We start from the raw sequence: 16,034 nt of genomic DNA, 5'->3' as shown, positions 1-16,034 counted from the left end.
ATGCGAACCGACTCTTCTCCCGGCACCCTGCCGGCGCGGGAGCACCTCCCGGCCGGCGACGCCGGTACGCCTGTCCTGGACGTAGTGATCCCCGTCTACAACGAGGAGAAGGACCTCCAGCCGTGTGTGCTGAGACTGCATGATCACCTCAAGCGCACCTTCCCGTACGCGTTCCGCATCACGATCGCGGACAACGCGTCGACGGACACCACCCCCCAGGTGGCGTCGCGGCTGGAGGCGGAGATACCGGAGGTCAAGTCCTTCCGGCTGGAGCAGAAGGGCCGCGGCCGGGCGCTGCGGACCGTCTGGTCCGCCTCGGACTCCCCGGTCCTCGCCTACATGGACGTGGACCTGTCCACCGACCTCAACGCCCTGCTGCCGCTGGTGGCGCCGCTGATCTCCGGTCACTCGGACCTGGCGATCGGCTCCCGGCTGGCCCGTAGCTCGCGGGTGGTGCGCGGACCCAAGCGGGAGTTCATCAGCCGGGCCTACAACCTCATCCTGCGCGGCTCGCTCCAGGCTCGCTTCTCGGACGCCCAGTGCGGCTTCAAGGCGATCCGCCGGGACGTGGCCCAGGTGCTGCTGCCGCTGGTGGAGGACACCGGCTGGTTCTTCGACACGGAGATGCTGGTGCTCGCCGAGCGCGCGGGACTGCGGATCCACGAAGTGCCGGTCGACTGGGTCGACGACCCCGACTCCACGGTCCACATCGTGAAGACGGCGACCGACGACCTCAAGGGCGTGTGGCGGGTAGGCAGGGCCCTGGCGACCGGCTCGCTGCCGCTGGACCGGATCACCCGCCCCTTCGGCGACGACCCGCGCGACCGCGAGATCAAGGACGTACCCAAGGGCCTGGCCCGCCAGCTCGTCGGCTTCTGCGTCGTCGGCGGCCTGTCCACCCTGTTCTATCTGCTGCTGTACAGCGGCTTCCGGGTGTTCACCGGCTCGCAGATCGCCAACGCGCTCGCCCTGCTGGTCTCCGCGATCGCCAACACGGCCGCCAACCGGCGCCTCACCTTCGGGGTGCGCGGCCGCGGCGGCGCCGTACGGCACCAGGCGCAGGGCCTGGTCGTCTTCGGCATCGGCCTCGCCCTGACCAGCGGTTCGCTCGCCGCCCTCAACGCGGCCAGCAGCAACCCCGCGCACTCCACCGAACTGGCGGTCCTCATCGCCGCCAACCTCGCGGCGACGGTGCTGCGCTTCCTGCTCTTCAGGGCGTGGGTGTTCCCGGACCGCAGCGACAGCGACAGCGACACCGGCTCGACGGTGGTCGCCTCGCACAACCCGCTGCACAACGCGCCGCACACCCCGCCCCACGCCCGGGCCCCCCACCCGTCCTCGCGGGCCTACTCCACTGTCTCCGCGGCGCAGCCCGGCCACCACGGCCCGCTCCCGCAGCGTCCGGTGGCACAGCGCGCGCCCCAGTACCCGTACGAAACCGCATCGGTCCGCGCCGGTGAAGCCGCGGACCGCCCGGACGGCACCTGGCGGGACGCCACCATGCAGCTGCAGCCGGTGCGCCCGCACGACACCGACTCGAGGGACTCCCGATGACGCTCTACTACGACCAGTCGACACACGACAGAGACGCGAGCCCAGACACCTGGGGCAGGCCCTCGGCACCCACGCCCGCCGCTCCGGTTCCGGTTCCGGCTCCCGACGCCGGCGAACCCAAGCAGCCCTTCGTACGGCGGCTGTGGCGCGGCCGTCCCGAGGACCCGCGCTGGGCCCGCCCGGCCTTCCTGGGCCTGCTGCTCGCCACGCTCCTGCTCTACCTCTACAACCTCAGCGCCTCCGGCTACGCCAACTCCTTCTACTCGGCGGCCGTTCAGGCCGGCAGCCAGTCCTGGAAGGCCTTCTTCTTCGGCTCGCTGGACGCGGCCAACGCCATCACCGTCGACAAGCCCCCGGCCTCCCTGTGGCCGATGGCCCTGTCGGTGCGGCTCTTCGGGCTCAGCTCGTTCGCGATCCTCCTCCCCGAGGTCCTCATGGGCGTCGGCACGGTCGCCGTGGTCTACGCGGCCGTACGCCGACGGTTCAGCCCCGCGGCCGGCCTGATCGCGGGCGCGGTGCTCGCGCTCACCCCCGTCGCGGCGCTGATGTTCCGGTTCAACAACCCGGACGCGATGCTGGCCCTGCTGATGGCCGTGGCCTGCTACTTCGTCATCCGGGGCCTGGAGGACGGCCGGACGAGGTGGCTGGTGTGGGCCGGTGTGGCCATCGGCTTCGCCTTCCTCGCCAAGACCCTGCAGGCCTTCCTGATCCTGCCGCCGCTCGCCCTCGTCTACGCGGTGTGCGCGCCGGTGTCGGTGAAGAAGCGGATCGGCCAGCTCGCCGCGGGCCTGGTCGCGATCGTCGTGTCCGGTGGCTGGTGGGTCGCGATCGTCGAGCTGTGGCCGGCTTCCTCCCGCCCCTACATCGGCGGCTCGCAGAACAACTCCTTCCTGGAGCTGACCTTCGGCTACAACGGCCTCGGCCGGCTCAACGGCGACGAGACCGGCAGCGTCGGCGGCGGCGGTGGCGGCGGCAACGGCGGCGGCGGCAACTGGGGCGAGACCGGCTGGGACCGCCTGTTCAGCTCCAGCATCGGCGGCCAGATCTCCTGGCTGATCCCGGCCGCGCTGATCCTGCTGATCGCGGGCCTGGTGGCCACGCGCAAGGCCAAGCGCACGTCGGTGACGCGCGGTTCGTTCCTGGTCTGGGGCGGCGCGCTGATCACGACCATGCTGGTCTTCAGCTACATGCAGGGCATCTTCCACGAGTACTACACGGTGGCCCTCGCTCCCTACATCGCCCCGCTGATCGGCATGGGCGCGGCCAAGCTCTGGGAGGAGCGCGGCAAGATGTGGGCGTCGCTGTCCCTGGCGGCCGCGATGACGGCCACCGCGGTCTGGGGCTACGTCCTGCTCAACCGCTCCTCCGACTACCTGCCCTGGCTGAAGTGGCTGGTCCTGGTCGGCGGTCTGGCGGCCGCGCTGGGCCTGATCTTCGCCGCCAAGCTCGGCCGTCAACTGACCATGGGCGTCGTCGGCCTGGGCCTCGCCGCCGCGCTGGCCGGCCCGACGGCGTACACGCTCACCACGCTGAACGAGGGCCACACCGGCTCGATCGTCACCGCCGGCCCCGCGGTCGCGGGCGGCCGTGGCGGCCCCGGCGGTGGCGGCGGCCCCGGTGGTGGTGGCGGCTTCGGCGGCGGAATGCCGGGCCAGCAGGGCCAGAACAACCAGCAGGGTCAGAACAACCAGCAGGGTGGCCAGAACCAGCAGAACGGCAACGGCTTCCCCGGTGGCATGCCGGGCCAGCAGGGCCAGGGCCAGCAGGGCAACCAGCAGGGCGGAATGCCCGGTGGCGGCATGGGTGACGGTGGCGGTGGCGGCATGGGCGGTCTGCTCAACGGCGCCAGCGTCAGCGACGAGGCCAAGAAGCTGCTGGAGACCGACGCCGACGACTACACCTGGGTCGCCGCGGCCATCGGCGCCCAGAACGCCGCGAGCTACCAGCTCTCCACCGGCGACCCGGTGATGGCGATCGGCGGCTTCAACGGCACCGACCCGTCCCCGACGCTGGCGCAGTTCAAGAAGTACGTGGAGGAAGGCAAGATCCACTACTTCATCTCCAGCGGTTCCGGTGGCGGCGGCATGGGCGGCAGCAGCAGCGGTACGTCCTCGCAGATCACCGAGTGGGTCGAGGCCAACTTCAAGCAGGTGACGGTCGGTTCGGCGACCTTCTACGACCTGACGCAGAAGGCGAGCAGCTGACGTAACCCGGTGAAGTAGCCGGAGGCAAGAGGGCGGTGGCCGGGCGTGGCCACCGCCCTCTCCCATGTCCGAGAATCTCGTTGTACAGCGTATGGGAGATGTTCTACGGTGTACGGCATGTCGACGTCCTCCCAGGAAAAGGCCCTGGCCCAGGCCCAAGGCGGCCATCCCCAGCGCTGGCTGATCCTCGGTGTCATCTGCCTCGCCCAGCTCACCGTGCTGCTCGACAACACGATCCTGAACGTGGCCATCCCCTCGCTGACCAGCGAACTGGGCGCCGCCACCTCGGACATCCAGTGGATGATCAACGCGTACTCGCTCGTGCAGTCCGGTCTGCTGCTGACCGCGGGCAGCGCCGCCGACCGCTACGGCCGAAAGAAGATGCTGGTCACGGGCCTCGCCCTGTTCGGGATCGGCTCGCTGGTGGCCGGACTGGCCGACAGTTCCGGCCAGCTGATCGCCGCACGGGCCGGTATGGGCGTCGGCGGCGCCCTGCTGATGACCACCACGCTCGCCGTGGCGATGCAGATCTTCACGCCCGAGGAACAGCCGAAGGCGATCGGCATCTGGGCGGCCGTGAACTCACTGGGCTTCGCGACCGGACCACTCCTCGGCGGCTTCATGCTGAACCACTTCTGGTGGGGCGCGATCTTCCTGATCAACCTGCCGGTCGCGGCGCTCGGCCTGGTGGCCGTCGTCGCCCTGGTCCCCGAGTCCAAGAACCCGCAGGGCGACCGCCCCGACCTGTTCGGCGCCCTGCTGTCCACGATCGGCATGTCCTCGCTGGTCTTCGCGATCATCTCCGGACCCGAGCACGGCTGGACGTCCGGCCGGGTGCTGGCGTCGGCGGCCGTCGCGGTCGTGGTGCTGGGCGGCTTCGCGTACTGGGAGAGCCGGATCCCGTATCCCATGCTCGACATGCACTTCTTCACCAACCGCCGTTTCACGGGAGCCGTGGCCGGGGCGGTGCTGATCACCTTCGGGATGGGCGGATCGCTCTTCCTGCTCACCCAGCACATGCAGTTCGTGCTCGGTTACGGCCCGCTGGAGGCGGGGCTGCGCACGGCGCCGCTCGCGTTGATGATCGTGGCCCTGAACTTCACCGGTCTGTCGGCGAAGTGGTCGGGCAAGCTCGGAACTCCCGTCTCCATCGGGCTGGGCATGACGGCGATGTCCGCCGGCCTCGTCTCGATCGCGACGCTCACCGAGCACGGATATCCGGGCACGCTGCTGGGCCTGGTGCTCATAGGCGCGGGCGCGGCGATCGCCAGCCCGGCGATGGCGCACGCCATCATGAGCGCGATTCCGCCGGAGAAGGCCGGGGTCGGTGCGGGCATCAATGGGACGGTGGCGGAGTTCGGGCAGGGGCTGGGTGTCGCGGTGCTGGGGGCCGTGTTGAACTCGCGGTTCGCGGCGTTGATTTCCGTCGCCGCGGTGTCCCTGCCCGGGGCGTTGGCCGAGGCGGGGTCGGATGCGGAGAGGGAACGTATTACTGACGCATTCGCCTCCGGGCTGGAGACCAGTCAGCTGGTGGGGGCGGGGGCTGTGTTGGCCGGAGGGTTGGTCGCGGCGGGTCTGCTGCGCAGGGCTGAGCGGGTGGGCGCCTAAGAGCTCGGGGTGCTGGGTAGTCGTGCGACTGCGGGCCACGTTGTGGCTGGTCGCGCAGTTCCCCGCGCCCCTTGGGGGGCGCTTAGCATGGCCAGCATCAGAACGTCGAGGAAGGTGCGCCATGGCCAGGGCAGCCCGGCAGTCCGCGCGGACCAGCGTCTGGCTGGAAGGCAAGGAGCGCCGAAGCGGACGTGGCGGGGGACAGCCCTCCGGCCTCGACCGTGACCGGATCACCGCCGTGACCGTCCGGCTGCTGGACGCCGACGGGCTGGCCAAGTTCTCCATGCGGCGGCTGGCCGCCGAGCTGAACGTGACCGCGATGTCCGTCTACTGGTACGTCGACACCAAGGACGACCTCCTCGAACTCGCCCTCGACGCGGCCTTCGGCGAACTGACCCTGCCCGATCCGCAGGACGACGAGGACTGGCGCGACCAGCTGCGCGCGCTGGCCCGCGGGTACCGCGACCTGCTGGTCCGTCACCCTTGGCTGTCGCCGCTGATCGGCACCTACGTCAACATCGGTCCGAACAGCCTCGCCTTCTCCCGCTTCGTGCAGCGCGTCATCCGCAGGACCGGGCTGCCCGCGCACGGCCTGGTGGCCGCCATCTCCGCCGTCTTCCAGTTCGTGTACGGCTTCGGCACGATCGAGGGCCATTTCATCGCCCGCAGCGCGGCGTTCGGCATGACCCCGGACGACTACTTCCAGCACGCCATGAGCACGGTGACGCAGGCCCCGGAAGCCGCCGAGATGGTCCAGGAGTCCGCGGAACTCATGGAGGCCCGCGGCGGCGACACGGTCGAGGAGATGTGGGAGCGGGACTTCGAGTTCGCCCTGGACCTGCTGGTGGCGGGCATCGAGGCGATGGTGGCGCGAGCGGCCGCGGACGACCAGGAGGCCCCGTCCGCCGGCTAACCCTGCGGAGCGAGCCGCGCCGGGAACCCGCCGGTCGCCACCGGCCCCCACTTCTCCGGCGTGACCCGAATGATCGACTTGCCCTGCTTCACCATCGCCGCCCGGTACTCGTCCCAGTCCGGATGCTCCCCGGCGATGTTCCGGTAGTACTCGACGAGCGGCTCCACGGACTCCGGCGAGTCGATGACCTCGGCGGGCCCGTCGATCTGCACCCAGGGCCCGTCCCAGTCGTCGCTCAGCACGAGCAGGCTCACCCGCGGGTCCCGCTTGGCATTGCGCGTCTTGGCCCGCTCGGGGTAGGTGGACACCACGATCCGCCCCGAGTCGTCGACCCCGCAGGTCAACGGCGAGGCCTGCGGGCTCCCGTCCGCCCGTCGGGTGAGCAGGACGGCGCGGTGACGGGGACGTACGAAGTCCAGCAGTTCTTCGAGCGAAACGCGGGTGTTCGTCGCGATGTTCGGTGCCATGGCCTCAGCCTAGGGGGAGATCGGTCCTCTGAGCGTGACCCTGGCGTGCCTACCCTTGCGGCAGCGACTCCCCTTGCACCGCCTGGATGTCCAGCTCCACCTTCAGTGTCGTACCGATGGCCGCGATCCCCGCCTGCACCACCTGGTTGTAGCTCATCGCGAAGTCGTCCCGGTGCAGCTCCGCCGTAGCCCGGAACGCCGCCCGCGTACCGCCCCACGGGTCGGCTCCCGTGCCGAGGTAGGCCAGGTCCAGGTCCACCGGCCGTACGACACCGTGCATGCCCAGCTCGCCGTGCACGGTCCAGCGGTCGGAACCCGCGGCCGCCGTCACACCCGTCGACCGATACGTGATCTCGGGATGCTTCTCCACATCCAGGAAGTCCGGCGACTTCAGATGCCCGTCCCGCATGCCGTTGCCCGTGTCGATCGAGTCGGCCCGGATCACCGCCTCCACCCGGGACTTGGTGACGTCGTCCGGCGCGATCTCGATGGCGCCGGAGAAGTGGGTGAAACGGCCGTGCACGCTGGAGATCCCCAGGTGCTGGGCGACGGCGGCCACGCTGGAGTGCGCCGGGTCGACGGTCCACGGCCCGGGCGGCGGCAGTTCCGTGCCGCCCCGCCGGGCCAGCGTCACCGTGCCGACCTCGGCCCGCCCGCTCGCGGTGACGATCGCGCTCGCGGCGGCGGGCGCGTAGCCGACGGCGGTGACGATGACGGTGTACGCCCCCGGGGCCAGCGGATGCGCGTCCCGTACGGCCCCCTCCGCGTCGGCCTCCGCGCGCAGCACCTGTGTTCCGGTCATGTTGGTCACCGTGACGACGGCGTGCGACACGGCCCATCCGTCCCGGGTGCGGATCCTCGCGCTCAGTCCCATCCCGTCCAACTCCCTGCAAAGACTTACAAATTGGCCATAAAGAGTCCGGCCCGTGGCGGCGCACCTCCGCTCAGAGCGCGCCGCCACGGGCCGGGGTTCTGCTACTCGCCGGGGTGGGCGAGTTCGATGTCGTGGTCGTCGACTCCGCGGCCGGTCACCGTCAGAGCCGTCGCCACCGGCGGGTAGCCCGTCGCGATGACCGTGTACTCGCCGCCGTCCAGGTCGGTGAAGGCGTACGCCCCGTCCGCCCCGGTGGTGGCGGTGCCCACGACGTTGCCCGCCGCGTCGACCAGGGTCACCCGGGCGTCGGCCAGCGCGCCGTACGGTGCCCGGACCACGCCCTGGACCTGGGCGCCGGCTTCGAGGTCGACCTCGATCCGGGTGACCCCGGTGCCGCCGATCTCGACGGGCAGGGCGCGCGGCCGGAACCCGGCGGCGTTCACCGCGACGGTCACGGCACCGGGCACCAGCTCGGCGAAGCTGAACTCGCCCTGCTCACCGGTGGCGGCGGTGGCCAGCAGATCCCCGCGCACGTCGGTGACGATCACCATCGCCTCCTTGACCGGCAGCGCGCTCTGCGCCGTCCGGACGACGCCGCTCAGGCCGCTGGTGCCGCTGAGCAGGACGTCGTACGACACCGGCTCGTCGCCGTTCACGACGATGGTGGAGGCCTGCGGCTGGAAGCCGTCGGCGGAGGCGATCAGGACGTACGATCCCGCGCCCGGCGCGTCGACCGCGTACGAACCGTCGGCCTGCGCCACCGACCGGCCGAGCTGCCGCCCGGTCAGCGAGATCAGCGTGAGAGCCGCCTGCGGCACCGGCGCGCTCTCCGCGCCTCGCACGAATCCGCGGACCGGGACGCCGCCGGACGGACCGGTGGTCTCCTCGGGGCGGGCCACCGTGGCCACGGCGGCGAGCTTCTGGGTGCCGTCCGTCGAGGCCTCGGTGTCGGAGGTGGCGGCGGCCCAGCTCGGGACCCGCTCCTGCGCGGCGGCCGGCGCGGCGGCCTCGGCGGGCTCCGGCGTCGCGGGCTCGCTGCCCTCGGCGGCCTGGGCCAGGGCGCCCTTCGTCTTCAACGGGACCTCCTTGATGAACAGGGCGAACAGGAGGGCGAGGAAGGCGATCGGCGCGGCGTAGAGGAAGACGTCCGCGACGCCGTGGCCGTACGCGCTCTCGATGACGGTGCGGACGGGCGCGGGCAGCGCGTCGAGGTCCGGGATCTCGCCGTGGCCCGACGAACCCTGCACGCCGAGCTTGGTCAGGCCCTCCTCGGCGTAGTGCGTGATGCGGTGGCTCAGGACCGCGCCCAGGGCCGAGACGCCCATGGCACCGCCGAGGGAGCGGAAGAAGTTGACCACGGAGCTGGCGGCGCCCAGGTCGCTCGGGTCCACCTGGTTCTGCGTGGCCAGGACCAGGTTCTGCATCATCATGCCGACGCCGAGACCCAGCAGGGCCATGAAGATCGCGACGTGCCAGTACTCGGTGTCGTAGCGGATCGTGCCCAGCAGCCCGAGGCCCGCCGTCACCAGCACACCGCCCGCGAGCAGCCATGCCTTCCAGCGGCCGGTGCGGGTGATGACCTGGCCGGAGACGGTCGAGGAGATGAACAGGCCGACGATCATCGGGATGGTCAGGACGCCGGACATGGTCGGCGACTCGTTCCGGGCCAGCTGGAAGTACTGGCTGAAGAAGATCGTGCCCGCGAACATCGCGATGCCGACGAAGAGGGAGGCCAGCGAGGCGAGGGTGATGGTGCGGTTGCGGAACAGTCGCAGCGGGATGATCGGCTCGCTCGCCCTGGACTCGACGAAGATGAAGATCAGGAGCAGCGCGAGCGCGCCACCCGTCATCGCGTACGTCTGACCGGACACCCAGTCGTACTTGTCACCGGCGAAGGTCACCCAGACCAGCAGCAGGCAGACCGCGGCGGTGATGAAGAAGGCGCCCGCCCAGTCGACCTTGACCTTCCGGCGGACGACCGGGAGGTGCAGGGTGCGCTGGAGCACGATCAGGGCGATGACGGCGAAGGGCACGCCGACGTAGAAGCACCAGCGCCAGCCGAGCCAGTCGGTGTCGGTGATGACGCCGCCGATCAGCGGGCCGCCGACCATCGCGGTGGCGAAGGTGGCGCCGAGGTAGCCGTTGTAGCGGCCGCGCTCACGCGGGGAGATCATCGCGGCCAGGATGATCTGCGCCAGCGACGACAGACCGCCCATGCCGATGCCCTGCACCGCGCGGAACGCGATGAGCATCCCGGCGTTCTGCGACAGACCGGCCAGTGCGGAACCGGCCACGAAGATGACGAGGGCGAGCTGTATCAGCAGCTTCTTGGAGAACAGGTCGGCGAGCTTGCCCCACAGCGGGGTGGACGCGGTCATCGCCAGCAGCGACGCGGTGACCACCCAGGTGTAGGCGCTCTGGCCGCCGCCGAGGTCCTTGATGATGTCGGGCAGGGCGTTGGAGACGATCGTCGACGACAGGATCGCGACGAACATGCCGAGCAGCAGCCCGGTCAGCGCTTCCATGATCTGCCGGTGCGACATCGGAGCGCCGTCGGCGGACGGCCCTCCTGAGTGCTTGGCGTGGGCCCGCACACCGGCTGGTGTGGTCGTTGCCATGGATTTCCTTCTCTTACTGGGTGATCGCGGGTGTACGGCAGTCGTCGAAGCTGGCCCTCAGTCGGGCCATGAGCCGGGTGAGCTCGGCGACGTCGTCGTCGGTCCAGTCGCTCAGCCGCTCGGCGAGCAGCTGCGTGGTCCGCCGGGACATCTCCCGCACCCGGTCCTCACCGGCCGGGGTGAGGCGCAGGATGCGGCTTCGTTTGTCCGCCGGGTCGGGGGAGCGCTCGATCCAGCCGCGCTCGGCGACGTGGGTGACATGGCGGCTGGTGACCGACATGTCCACGGCGAGCAGCTCCGCGAGCTTGCTCATGCGCATCTCCCCGTGGCGGACCAGCAACGTCAGTACGGCGGCGGAACCGGAAGGGCAGTCGGACGGCAGCGTCCGTCCCATCTCCCGTTTCACGGCGCCGAAGGCGCTGAACTGGCGCACCAGCTCCTCGTACTGCGCCTGCTCGGCCATCACACCTCCGTCGTTTGTTGCTTAGGGCAACCATAGAGTTATTGGTTGCTGCAGGCAAACAAAACGGGCTCGGCGTGCCGCAAAAACTTGGCAAAGGCAAGTATTGCGACCGTAAATGTGCAGGTGGGGTGGGTCCTGTGACCCCCTGTGCAGGGCGGGAGCCCCCACTTGGGCCGAACGGGCGGATTCGCTAGGGTCTCAGGCCATGGCTAACACCCAGGGCCCCCAGGGCAACCACGACCCCGCCGGCAACACCCAGATGTTCCGCGCGTTCGTCGACGAGGCCCCGCAGGGCCGGCAGCAGCAGGCCTCCTCGGGCCCGCGCATCGGTCTGATCGTCGGCGTGATCGCCGCCGTGGTGATCGTGGCGGCGGTGGCCTGGCTGGCGCTCAAGTAGTCGCTGCAGGGTTCACTTCCACGTTCACTTCCACCGGACGGCGACGTCCCGCGTCTCGATGTGCATGCCCAGCGGCACACGCCAGGCGTCGACGCACACCGTCCAGGTCTTCTCCTTGCGCGCCCCGGCCCCGATCGGCGCCGGGAGCTCCTCCGTCGACTCCACCGTCGCCCAGTCGATGCCGAGCGCGCCGATGACGTGGGTGCCGAAGGTGACGGTGCCCGAGCGCACGGCTGTGCCGCCCGAGTTGTGGAAGTCGAGGGTCACCTTCTCGCACCAGCGCTTGTCGGTGGGCTCCCGATCGGGGGCACTCACGGTGAGCTTCGCGGGCGAAGGGGTTGTCGCGGGGGTCGAGGGTACGGGTGAACCGCTCGGCGGTACGGCGGAGTCGGCCGGCGTGACTGCGGGGGCAGGGGTGTCGCTCGGGCGTTGTCGAGCAGGGCTCCGCATTCCCTCGCGCTCCGTTCCCTCGGGGGAAACCGGCCCCTGACTCCCCTCCCGTCCAGGGGAGTTGCTCGACTCGCCGCCACTGCTCTCCGGCTCGTCGAGCGGCACCAGCGTCACCTCACCCGTCGGCGCGACCGCCGTATGGGACACCCTCGGCGGGCCACCCGCCGCCCCCGTCGCGACGTACCCGTCACCACCTCCGCCGCCTCCGCACGCGGCCAGCACCCCGCCCAGACAGACGACGGCCGCCGACGCACCGATCAGGGTGCACCGACGGCCATGTGTCCAGGTCGTCCTTGTCGCGGTTGCGCGAAGCATTCGGCCATGGTGGCTGACGCTCCGTCAAATATGAAGGGGTCGGTCGGAGATGAGGGCCGGGGTCGCAGATGAGGGTCAGTCGGAGATGAGGCCCTCGCGCAGCTGCGCCAGCGTCCGGGTCAGCAGCCGGGAGACGTGCATCTGGGAGATGCCGACCTCCTCGCCGATCTGCGACTGGGTCATGTTGGCGAAGAAGCGCAGCATGATGATCCGCCGCTCGCGGGGCGGCAGCTTGGCCAGCAGCGGCTTGAGGGACTCGCGGTACTCGACGCCCTCCAGCGCGGTGTCCTCGTAGCCGAGCCGGTCGGCCAGGGAGCCCTCGCCGCCGTCGTCCTCCGGGGCCGGGGAGTCCAGCGAGGAGGCCGTGTAGGCGTTGCCGACCGCGAGGCCGTCGACGACGTCCTCCTCGGACACGCCCAGGACGGTGGCGAGTTCGGTCACCGTCGGGGAGCGGTCCAGCTTCTGGGAGAGCTCGTCGCTGGCCTTGGTGAGGGCCAGGCGCAGCTCCTGGAGCCGGCGCGGGACGCGCACCGACCAGGAGGTGTCGCGGAAGAACCGCTTGATCTCGCCCACGACCGTCGGCATCGCGAACGTCGGGAACTCCACGCCCCGTTCGCAGTCGAAGCGGTCGATCGCCTTGATCAGGCCGATGGTGCCGACCTGGACGATGTCCTCCATCGGCTCGTTGCGCGAGCGGAAGCGGGCCGCCGCGTAGCGCACCAGCGGGAGGTTGAGCTCGATCAGGGTGTCCCGGACGTATGCGCGTTCGGGGCTGTTCTCGTCCAGGGTGGCGAGCCGCAGGAACAGGGAGCGGGAAAGGGTGCGGGTGTCGATATTCGCCGTGGCCGGCCAGGCCGGGACGTCATCGGCCGGGACGGCCGGTGCCGGAACGGCCTCAAGGGCCGGTACGTCGTCGAGCGCGGCGTCGGGCGCGGACTCGCTCTTCGTGAGCGTGAGCACCTTCGAGCTGCCCTGGTGTGCGGACATGCCACCCCCTTTGGGTCGCGGGACGGTCGCGGCGAACGCTCCGATCGAGGAACGCCAGCCTTCACCTGAATACCGGAGCCGAAGCCACGGCAAACGCGCTTCCCGAAGAATGTCACATGTCGGCAACACGCTGTAGTGACATGTCGACATGTGAGACTTGAATCCGCCCTGGATAAAGGGGGTCTGACGGTGTTTCAACGCAGAACTGTCGGGATCCGCCCTGGTGAGCGATTCGCTCGCGACGGTTACCTGTCGCTCTTGTTTGCGGTTACGCGTCGATCCGGTTCGCCGAACGCAGCCGTTGGAAGCTACGCGCGAGTAGCCTCGAAACGTGCATCTGGGAGACCCCGAGTTCGGCACTGATTTGCGACTGGGTGAGGTTGCTGTAGTAGCGCAGGAGCAGGATTCTCTGTTCGCGTTCGGGGAGTTGTACGAGCAGATGCCGGACGAGATCCCGGTGCTCCACGCCGTCCAGGGCCGGGTCCTCGTAGCCCAGCCGGTCCAGCAGTCCGGGCAGCCCGTCGCCCTCCTGTGCGGCCTCCAGTGACGTGGCGTGGTACGACCGCCCGGCCTCGATGCAGGACAGCACCTCGTCCTCGGTGATGCGCAGCCGCTCGGCGATCTCGGCGGTCGTCGGGGTCCGCCCGAAGGCGGTCGTCAGGTCCTCGGTCGCGCTGTTGACCTGGACCCACAGCTCGTGCAGCCGGCGCGGGACGTGGACCGTGCGGACGTTGTCGCGGAAGTACCGCTTGATCTCGCCGACGACCGTCGGCATCGCGAACGTCGGGAACTGCACGCCCCGGTCCGGGTCGAAGCGGTCGATGGCGTTGATGAGCCCGATGGTGCCGACCTGGATCACGTCCTCCATCGGCTCGTTGCGGGAGCGGAAACGGGCGGCCGCGTAGCGCACGAGCGGGAGGTTGGCCTCGATGAGCGCCCCGCGCACGCGGTTGTGCTCCGGCGTGCCCGGCTGCAGCTCCTTCAGCTCACCGAAGAGCACCTGGGTGAGCGCCCGGGTGTCGGCGCCGCGACTGCGGGGCGGTGTGGGCGCGGGCGTGTCCGCGGGGGTGTCCTCCTGGGCCGGGGCTTGAGGCGCAGTACTGGCCGGCACGGTCAACTCCACCTCGTGATCCATCAACTCACATCAACTCATCCGTCAAAAGCGGTCATAGCATCACAAGACATGTCCACCGTGTGCAAGCACCGCATAATGCCGTGTTGGGGATGGGGTCGGGGGTGAATCCGGATGAATCCGGGGGCAAGGCATGCGAAAGCCCCCCGTCGTTCCGGCGGAGGGCTCCGTGAAGATCCGGGTGGATCCGGGTGGATCCGGGATGTTGTGGCTCAGTATTCGTAGTCGGCGATCACCCAGGTGGCGAACTCCCGCCACAGCGTGACGCCCGCCTGGTGCTCGGGGTGCTCCGCGTAGGTGCGCAGGGCGGGCACGTCGTCGAAGGCGGAGTTGATCGCGAAGTCGTAGGCGATGGGGCGGTCGCTGATGTTCCAGCCGAGCTCCCAGTGCCGGATCTCGGGGATCTTGCCCTCGAGCGAGCGGAACGCCTCGACGCCCTCCACGACTCGCGGGTCGTCGCGCTCGACGCCCTCGTTGAGCTTGAAGAGGACCAGGTGGCGGATCATGAGCACTCCCTAGCTGTCGCCTCCGTTGGCGATCCACGTCATGAAGTCGCCGATGGCCTTGGCGGCGTCCGATATGCCCTCGAACCCTATCTGGACGTAGTCCGCGGCCCCTTTCGGGTCCGTGATGATCACGTATGACACGAAGACCACGACCACATAGACGGCGACCTTCTTCGAATTCACCGCCATCGCGGCCTCCCCAGTCACTTTTGCCCCATCGACCGCACATGATCGCACGAAGGGCCCCGTCTTTCGACGGGGCCCTTCTGAAGAGCGGTAGCGGAGGGATTTGAACCCTCGGTGACTTGCGCCACACTCGCTTTCGAGGCGAGCTCCTTCGGCCGCTCGGACACGCTACCGAGGGAGACCTTACAGCACGGTCGGCCGTGCTCTGAAATCCGTTTCCCCTCAAGCCCCCCGGTCAGGGGACCGGGCCACCGGGGGCACCGGGTCAGCGGCCGCGGAAGAAGTCGGTGAGGATCCGCGCGCACTCCTCGGCGAGCACGCCCTCGATCACCTCGGGGCGGTGGTTGAGCCGCCGGTCGCGTACGACGTCCCAGAGGGAGCCCGCGGCGCCGGCCTTCTCGTCCCGGGCGCCGTAGACGACCCGGTCCACCCGGGACTGCACGATCGCGCCCGCGCACATGGTGCAGGGCTCCAGCGTGACGACGAGCGTGCAGCCGGACAGCCGCCACTCGCCGACCTCGGATGCCGCGCGCCGGATCGCGAGGACCTCGGCGTGCGCGGTCGGATCGCCGGTCGCCTCGCGTTCGTTGTGGCCGACGCCGAGCACGGTCGTGCCGTCGGCGGCCAGCACGACGGCGCCGACGGGGACGTCCCCGCCCCGGACGGCCAGTTCGGCCTCGTCCAGGGCGAGCCGCATCGCGGCCCGCCAGCGGTCGCGTACGGGGTCGGGCACCTCGGGCGCCGACCCCCGGTCGGACGAGGTCAGCGGACGGTCTCCAGCACCTCCGAGGCGCCCAGCGCCTCGGCGATCGCGCCCAGCGCGTCCTCGGCGTCCAGGGCCTTCAGCTCCTTCTCGCTGACGCCCAGGTCGTCGAGGATCTCGCTGTCGCCGACGGGGCTGTGCGGGACCGCCTCGGCCCCGCCGCCGTCCTCGTCGTCGGAGTCGCCGTCCGGCTCCTCGGTGCCGTCGAGGTCGAGGGCATCCAGGTCGGGGCCGTCGTCGCCGGGCTCCCTGCCGAGCAGTTCGTCGGTGAGCAGGATCTCCCCGTAACTGCTGCGGGCAGCGGCGGCAGCGTCCGAGACGTAGATCCGAGGATCGTCCTCGCCGTCGATCCGGACGACGCCGAACCAGGCGTCCTCCTGCTCGATGAGCACCAGCACCGTGTCGTCCTCGGGGGAGGCTTCACGGGCCAGGTCGGCCAGGTCCGACAGGGTTTCCACATCGTCGAGCTCTGTGTCGCTCGCTTCCCACCCGTCTTCGGTGCGCGCGAGCAGTGCGGCGAAGTACACCGTGACTCTCCCACTGGTCATAGGCGTGCCGGTTGGGGGTCCCCCCGGCGGAGGTTGGGGGCGGGGAGAG

16 protein-coding genes and 1 tRNA gene are annotated in these 16,034 nt (G+C 70.1%); 5 read left to right on the top strand and 12 right to left on the bottom strand.

All coding sequences use genetic code 11. From position 1 onward, the window contains the following. The 4 genes from PBV52_RS23200 to PBV52_RS23185 all read left to right on the top strand — a co-directional run bounded on the left by PBV52_RS23200 (position 1) and on the right by PBV52_RS23185 (position 6,279). A complete protein-coding gene (locus PBV52_RS23200; protein WP_274240798.1) occupies positions 1 to 1,554 on the top strand; it encodes a bifunctional glycosyltransferase family 2/GtrA family protein in 1,554 nt (517 codons plus the stop codon). Then, entirely contained in the window at positions 1,551 to 3,758 is a 2,208-nt protein-coding gene (locus PBV52_RS23195; RefSeq protein WP_274240797.1) for a glycosyltransferase family 39 protein, read from the top strand. The genes PBV52_RS23200 and PBV52_RS23195 overlap by 4 nt, the downstream gene beginning before the upstream one ends. A 117-nt stretch (positions 3,759 to 3,875) precedes the next feature. Next, a complete protein-coding gene (locus PBV52_RS23190; RefSeq protein ID WP_274240796.1) occupies positions 3,876 to 5,366 on the top strand; it encodes an MFS transporter in 1,491 nt (496 codons plus the stop codon). A gap of 121 nt (positions 5,367 to 5,487) precedes the next feature. Further along, positions 5,488 to 6,279: a TetR/AcrR family transcriptional regulator gene (locus PBV52_RS23185; protein ID WP_274240794.1), complete on the top strand. Its 792-nt coding sequence runs from the start codon at positions 5,488 to 5,490 to the stop codon at positions 6,277 to 6,279. Here PBV52_RS23185 and PBV52_RS23180 read toward each other — a convergent pair. The 4 genes from PBV52_RS23180 to PBV52_RS23165 all read right to left on the bottom strand — a co-directional run bounded on the left by PBV52_RS23180 (position 6,276) and on the right by PBV52_RS23165 (position 10,701). Then, entirely contained in the window at positions 6,276 to 6,746 is a 471-nt protein-coding gene (locus tag PBV52_RS23180; protein WP_274240793.1) for a PPOX class F420-dependent oxidoreductase, read from the bottom strand. The two genes, PBV52_RS23185 and PBV52_RS23180, sit on opposite strands and share 4 nt — an antisense overlap. Before the next feature lie 49 nt (positions 6,747 to 6,795). Continuing rightward, a complete protein-coding gene (locus PBV52_RS23175) occupies positions 6,796 to 7,620 on the bottom strand; it encodes a YceI family protein (protein WP_274240792.1) in 825 nt (274 codons plus the stop codon). Positions 7,621 to 7,721: 101 nt separating this feature from the next. Beyond that, positions 7,722 to 10,238 carry an MFS transporter gene (locus tag PBV52_RS23170; RefSeq protein WP_274240791.1) on the bottom strand — a complete coding sequence of 839 codons (2,517 nt, stop codon included), beginning with the start codon at positions 10,236 to 10,238 and terminating at the stop codon, positions 7,722 to 7,724. Positions 10,239 to 10,251: 13 nt separating this feature from the next. Continuing rightward, positions 10,252 to 10,701, bottom strand: coding sequence for a MarR family winged helix-turn-helix transcriptional regulator (locus tag PBV52_RS23165; RefSeq protein ID WP_274240790.1), 450 nt, complete (start codon positions 10,699 to 10,701; stop codon positions 10,252 to 10,254). Positions 10,702 to 10,906: 205 nt separating this feature from the next. On the opposite strand from PBV52_RS23165, the gene PBV52_RS23160 reads away from it, so the two are divergent. Further along, positions 10,907 to 11,098 carry a hypothetical protein gene (locus PBV52_RS23160; RefSeq protein ID WP_062708509.1) on the top strand — a complete coding sequence of 64 codons (192 nt, stop codon included), beginning with the start codon at positions 10,907 to 10,909 and terminating at the stop codon, positions 11,096 to 11,098. A 24-nt stretch (positions 11,099 to 11,122) separates the two neighbouring features. Here the strand turns inward: PBV52_RS23160 and PBV52_RS51440 are convergent, their stop codons facing one another. The 8 genes from PBV52_RS51440 to PBV52_RS23120 form a co-directional block, all read right to left on the bottom strand. Then, a complete protein-coding gene (locus tag PBV52_RS51440) occupies positions 11,123 to 11,413 on the bottom strand; it encodes a hypothetical protein (protein ID WP_306801440.1) in 291 nt (96 codons plus the stop codon). Positions 11,414 to 11,938: 525 nt separating this feature from the next. After that, on the bottom strand, positions 11,939 to 12,850 hold the full coding sequence (locus PBV52_RS23150; protein WP_274240788.1) for an RNA polymerase sigma factor SigF: 912 nt from the start codon (positions 12,848 to 12,850) through the stop codon (positions 11,939 to 11,941). 268 nt (positions 12,851 to 13,118) lie between these two features. Next, positions 13,119 to 13,985 carry an RNA polymerase sigma factor SigF gene (locus PBV52_RS23145; protein WP_274240787.1) on the bottom strand — a complete coding sequence of 289 codons (867 nt, stop codon included), beginning with the start codon at positions 13,983 to 13,985 and terminating at the stop codon, positions 13,119 to 13,121. Between the two features lie 209 nt (positions 13,986 to 14,194). Beyond that, entirely contained in the window at positions 14,195 to 14,488 is a 294-nt protein-coding gene (locus PBV52_RS23140) for a Dabb family protein (RefSeq protein WP_274240786.1), read from the bottom strand. 9 nt (positions 14,489 to 14,497) lie between these two features. Further along, positions 14,498 to 14,677 carry a hypothetical protein gene (locus PBV52_RS23135; RefSeq protein WP_274240785.1) on the bottom strand — a complete coding sequence of 60 codons (180 nt, stop codon included), beginning with the start codon at positions 14,675 to 14,677 and terminating at the stop codon, positions 14,498 to 14,500. A gap of 85 nt (positions 14,678 to 14,762) precedes the next feature. Beyond that, a tRNA-Ser gene (locus tag PBV52_RS23130) sits at positions 14,763 to 14,847 on the bottom strand. A 92-nt stretch (positions 14,848 to 14,939) separates the two neighbouring features. Beyond that, positions 14,940 to 15,371, bottom strand: coding sequence for a tRNA adenosine(34) deaminase TadA (gene tadA / locus PBV52_RS23125; RefSeq protein WP_274249518.1), 432 nt, complete (start codon positions 15,369 to 15,371; stop codon positions 14,940 to 14,942). 65 nt (positions 15,372 to 15,436) lie between these two features. After that, on the bottom strand, positions 15,437 to 15,964 hold the full coding sequence (locus tag PBV52_RS23120) for a hypothetical protein (RefSeq protein WP_274249517.1): 528 nt from the start codon (positions 15,962 to 15,964) through the stop codon (positions 15,437 to 15,439). Between the last annotated feature and the right edge of the window lie 70 nt (positions 15,965 to 16,034).

Source organism: Streptomyces sp. T12, assembly GCF_028736035.1.
Lineage (GTDB): Bacteria > Actinomycetota > Actinomycetes > Streptomycetales > Streptomycetaceae > Streptomyces.
This window is presented reverse-complemented; position numbering and strand designations above follow the sequence as displayed.

Excerpts from the sequence above, each read along its gene's own strand:
- PBV52_RS23200 (WP_274240798.1), top strand. The coding sequence starts at position 1 with ATGCGAACCGACTCTTCTCCCGGCACCCTGCCGGCGCGGGAGCACCTC.
- PBV52_RS23195 (WP_274240797.1), top strand. The coding sequence starts at position 1,551 with ATGACGCTCTACTACGACCAGTCGACACACGACAGAGACGCGAGCCCA.
- PBV52_RS23190 (WP_274240796.1), top strand. The coding sequence starts at position 3,876 with ATGTCGACGTCCTCCCAGGAAAAGGCCCTGGCCCAGGCCCAAGGCGGC.
- PBV52_RS23185 (WP_274240794.1), top strand. The coding sequence starts at position 5,488 with ATGGCCAGGGCAGCCCGGCAGTCCGCGCGGACCAGCGTCTGGCTGGAA.
- PBV52_RS23180 (WP_274240793.1), bottom strand. The coding sequence starts at position 6,746 with ATGGCACCGAACATCGCGACGAACACCCGCGTTTCGCTCGAAGAACTG.
- PBV52_RS23175 (WP_274240792.1), bottom strand. The coding sequence starts at position 7,620 with ATGGGACTGAGCGCGAGGATCCGCACCCGGGACGGATGGGCCGTGTCG.
- PBV52_RS23170 (WP_274240791.1), bottom strand. The coding sequence starts at position 10,238 with ATGGCAACGACCACACCAGCCGGTGTGCGGGCCCACGCCAAGCACTCA.
- PBV52_RS23165 (WP_274240790.1), bottom strand. The coding sequence starts at position 10,701 with ATGGCCGAGCAGGCGCAGTACGAGGAGCTGGTGCGCCAGTTCAGCGCC.
- PBV52_RS23160 (WP_062708509.1), top strand. The coding sequence starts at position 10,907 with ATGGCTAACACCCAGGGCCCCCAGGGCAACCACGACCCCGCCGGCAAC.
- PBV52_RS23150 (WP_274240788.1), bottom strand. The coding sequence starts at position 12,850 with ATGTCCGCACACCAGGGCAGCTCGAAGGTGCTCACGCTCACGAAGAGC.
- PBV52_RS23145 (WP_274240787.1), bottom strand. The coding sequence starts at position 13,985 with ATGGATCACGAGGTGGAGTTGACCGTGCCGGCCAGTACTGCGCCTCAA.
- PBV52_RS23140 (WP_274240786.1), bottom strand. The coding sequence starts at position 14,488 with ATGATCCGCCACCTGGTCCTCTTCAAGCTCAACGAGGGCGTCGAGCGC.
- PBV52_RS23135 (WP_274240785.1), bottom strand. The coding sequence starts at position 14,677 with ATGGCGGTGAATTCGAAGAAGGTCGCCGTCTATGTGGTCGTGGTCTTC.
- tadA (WP_274249518.1), bottom strand. The coding sequence starts at position 15,371 with ATGCGGCTCGCCCTGGACGAGGCCGAACTGGCCGTCCGGGGCGGGGAC.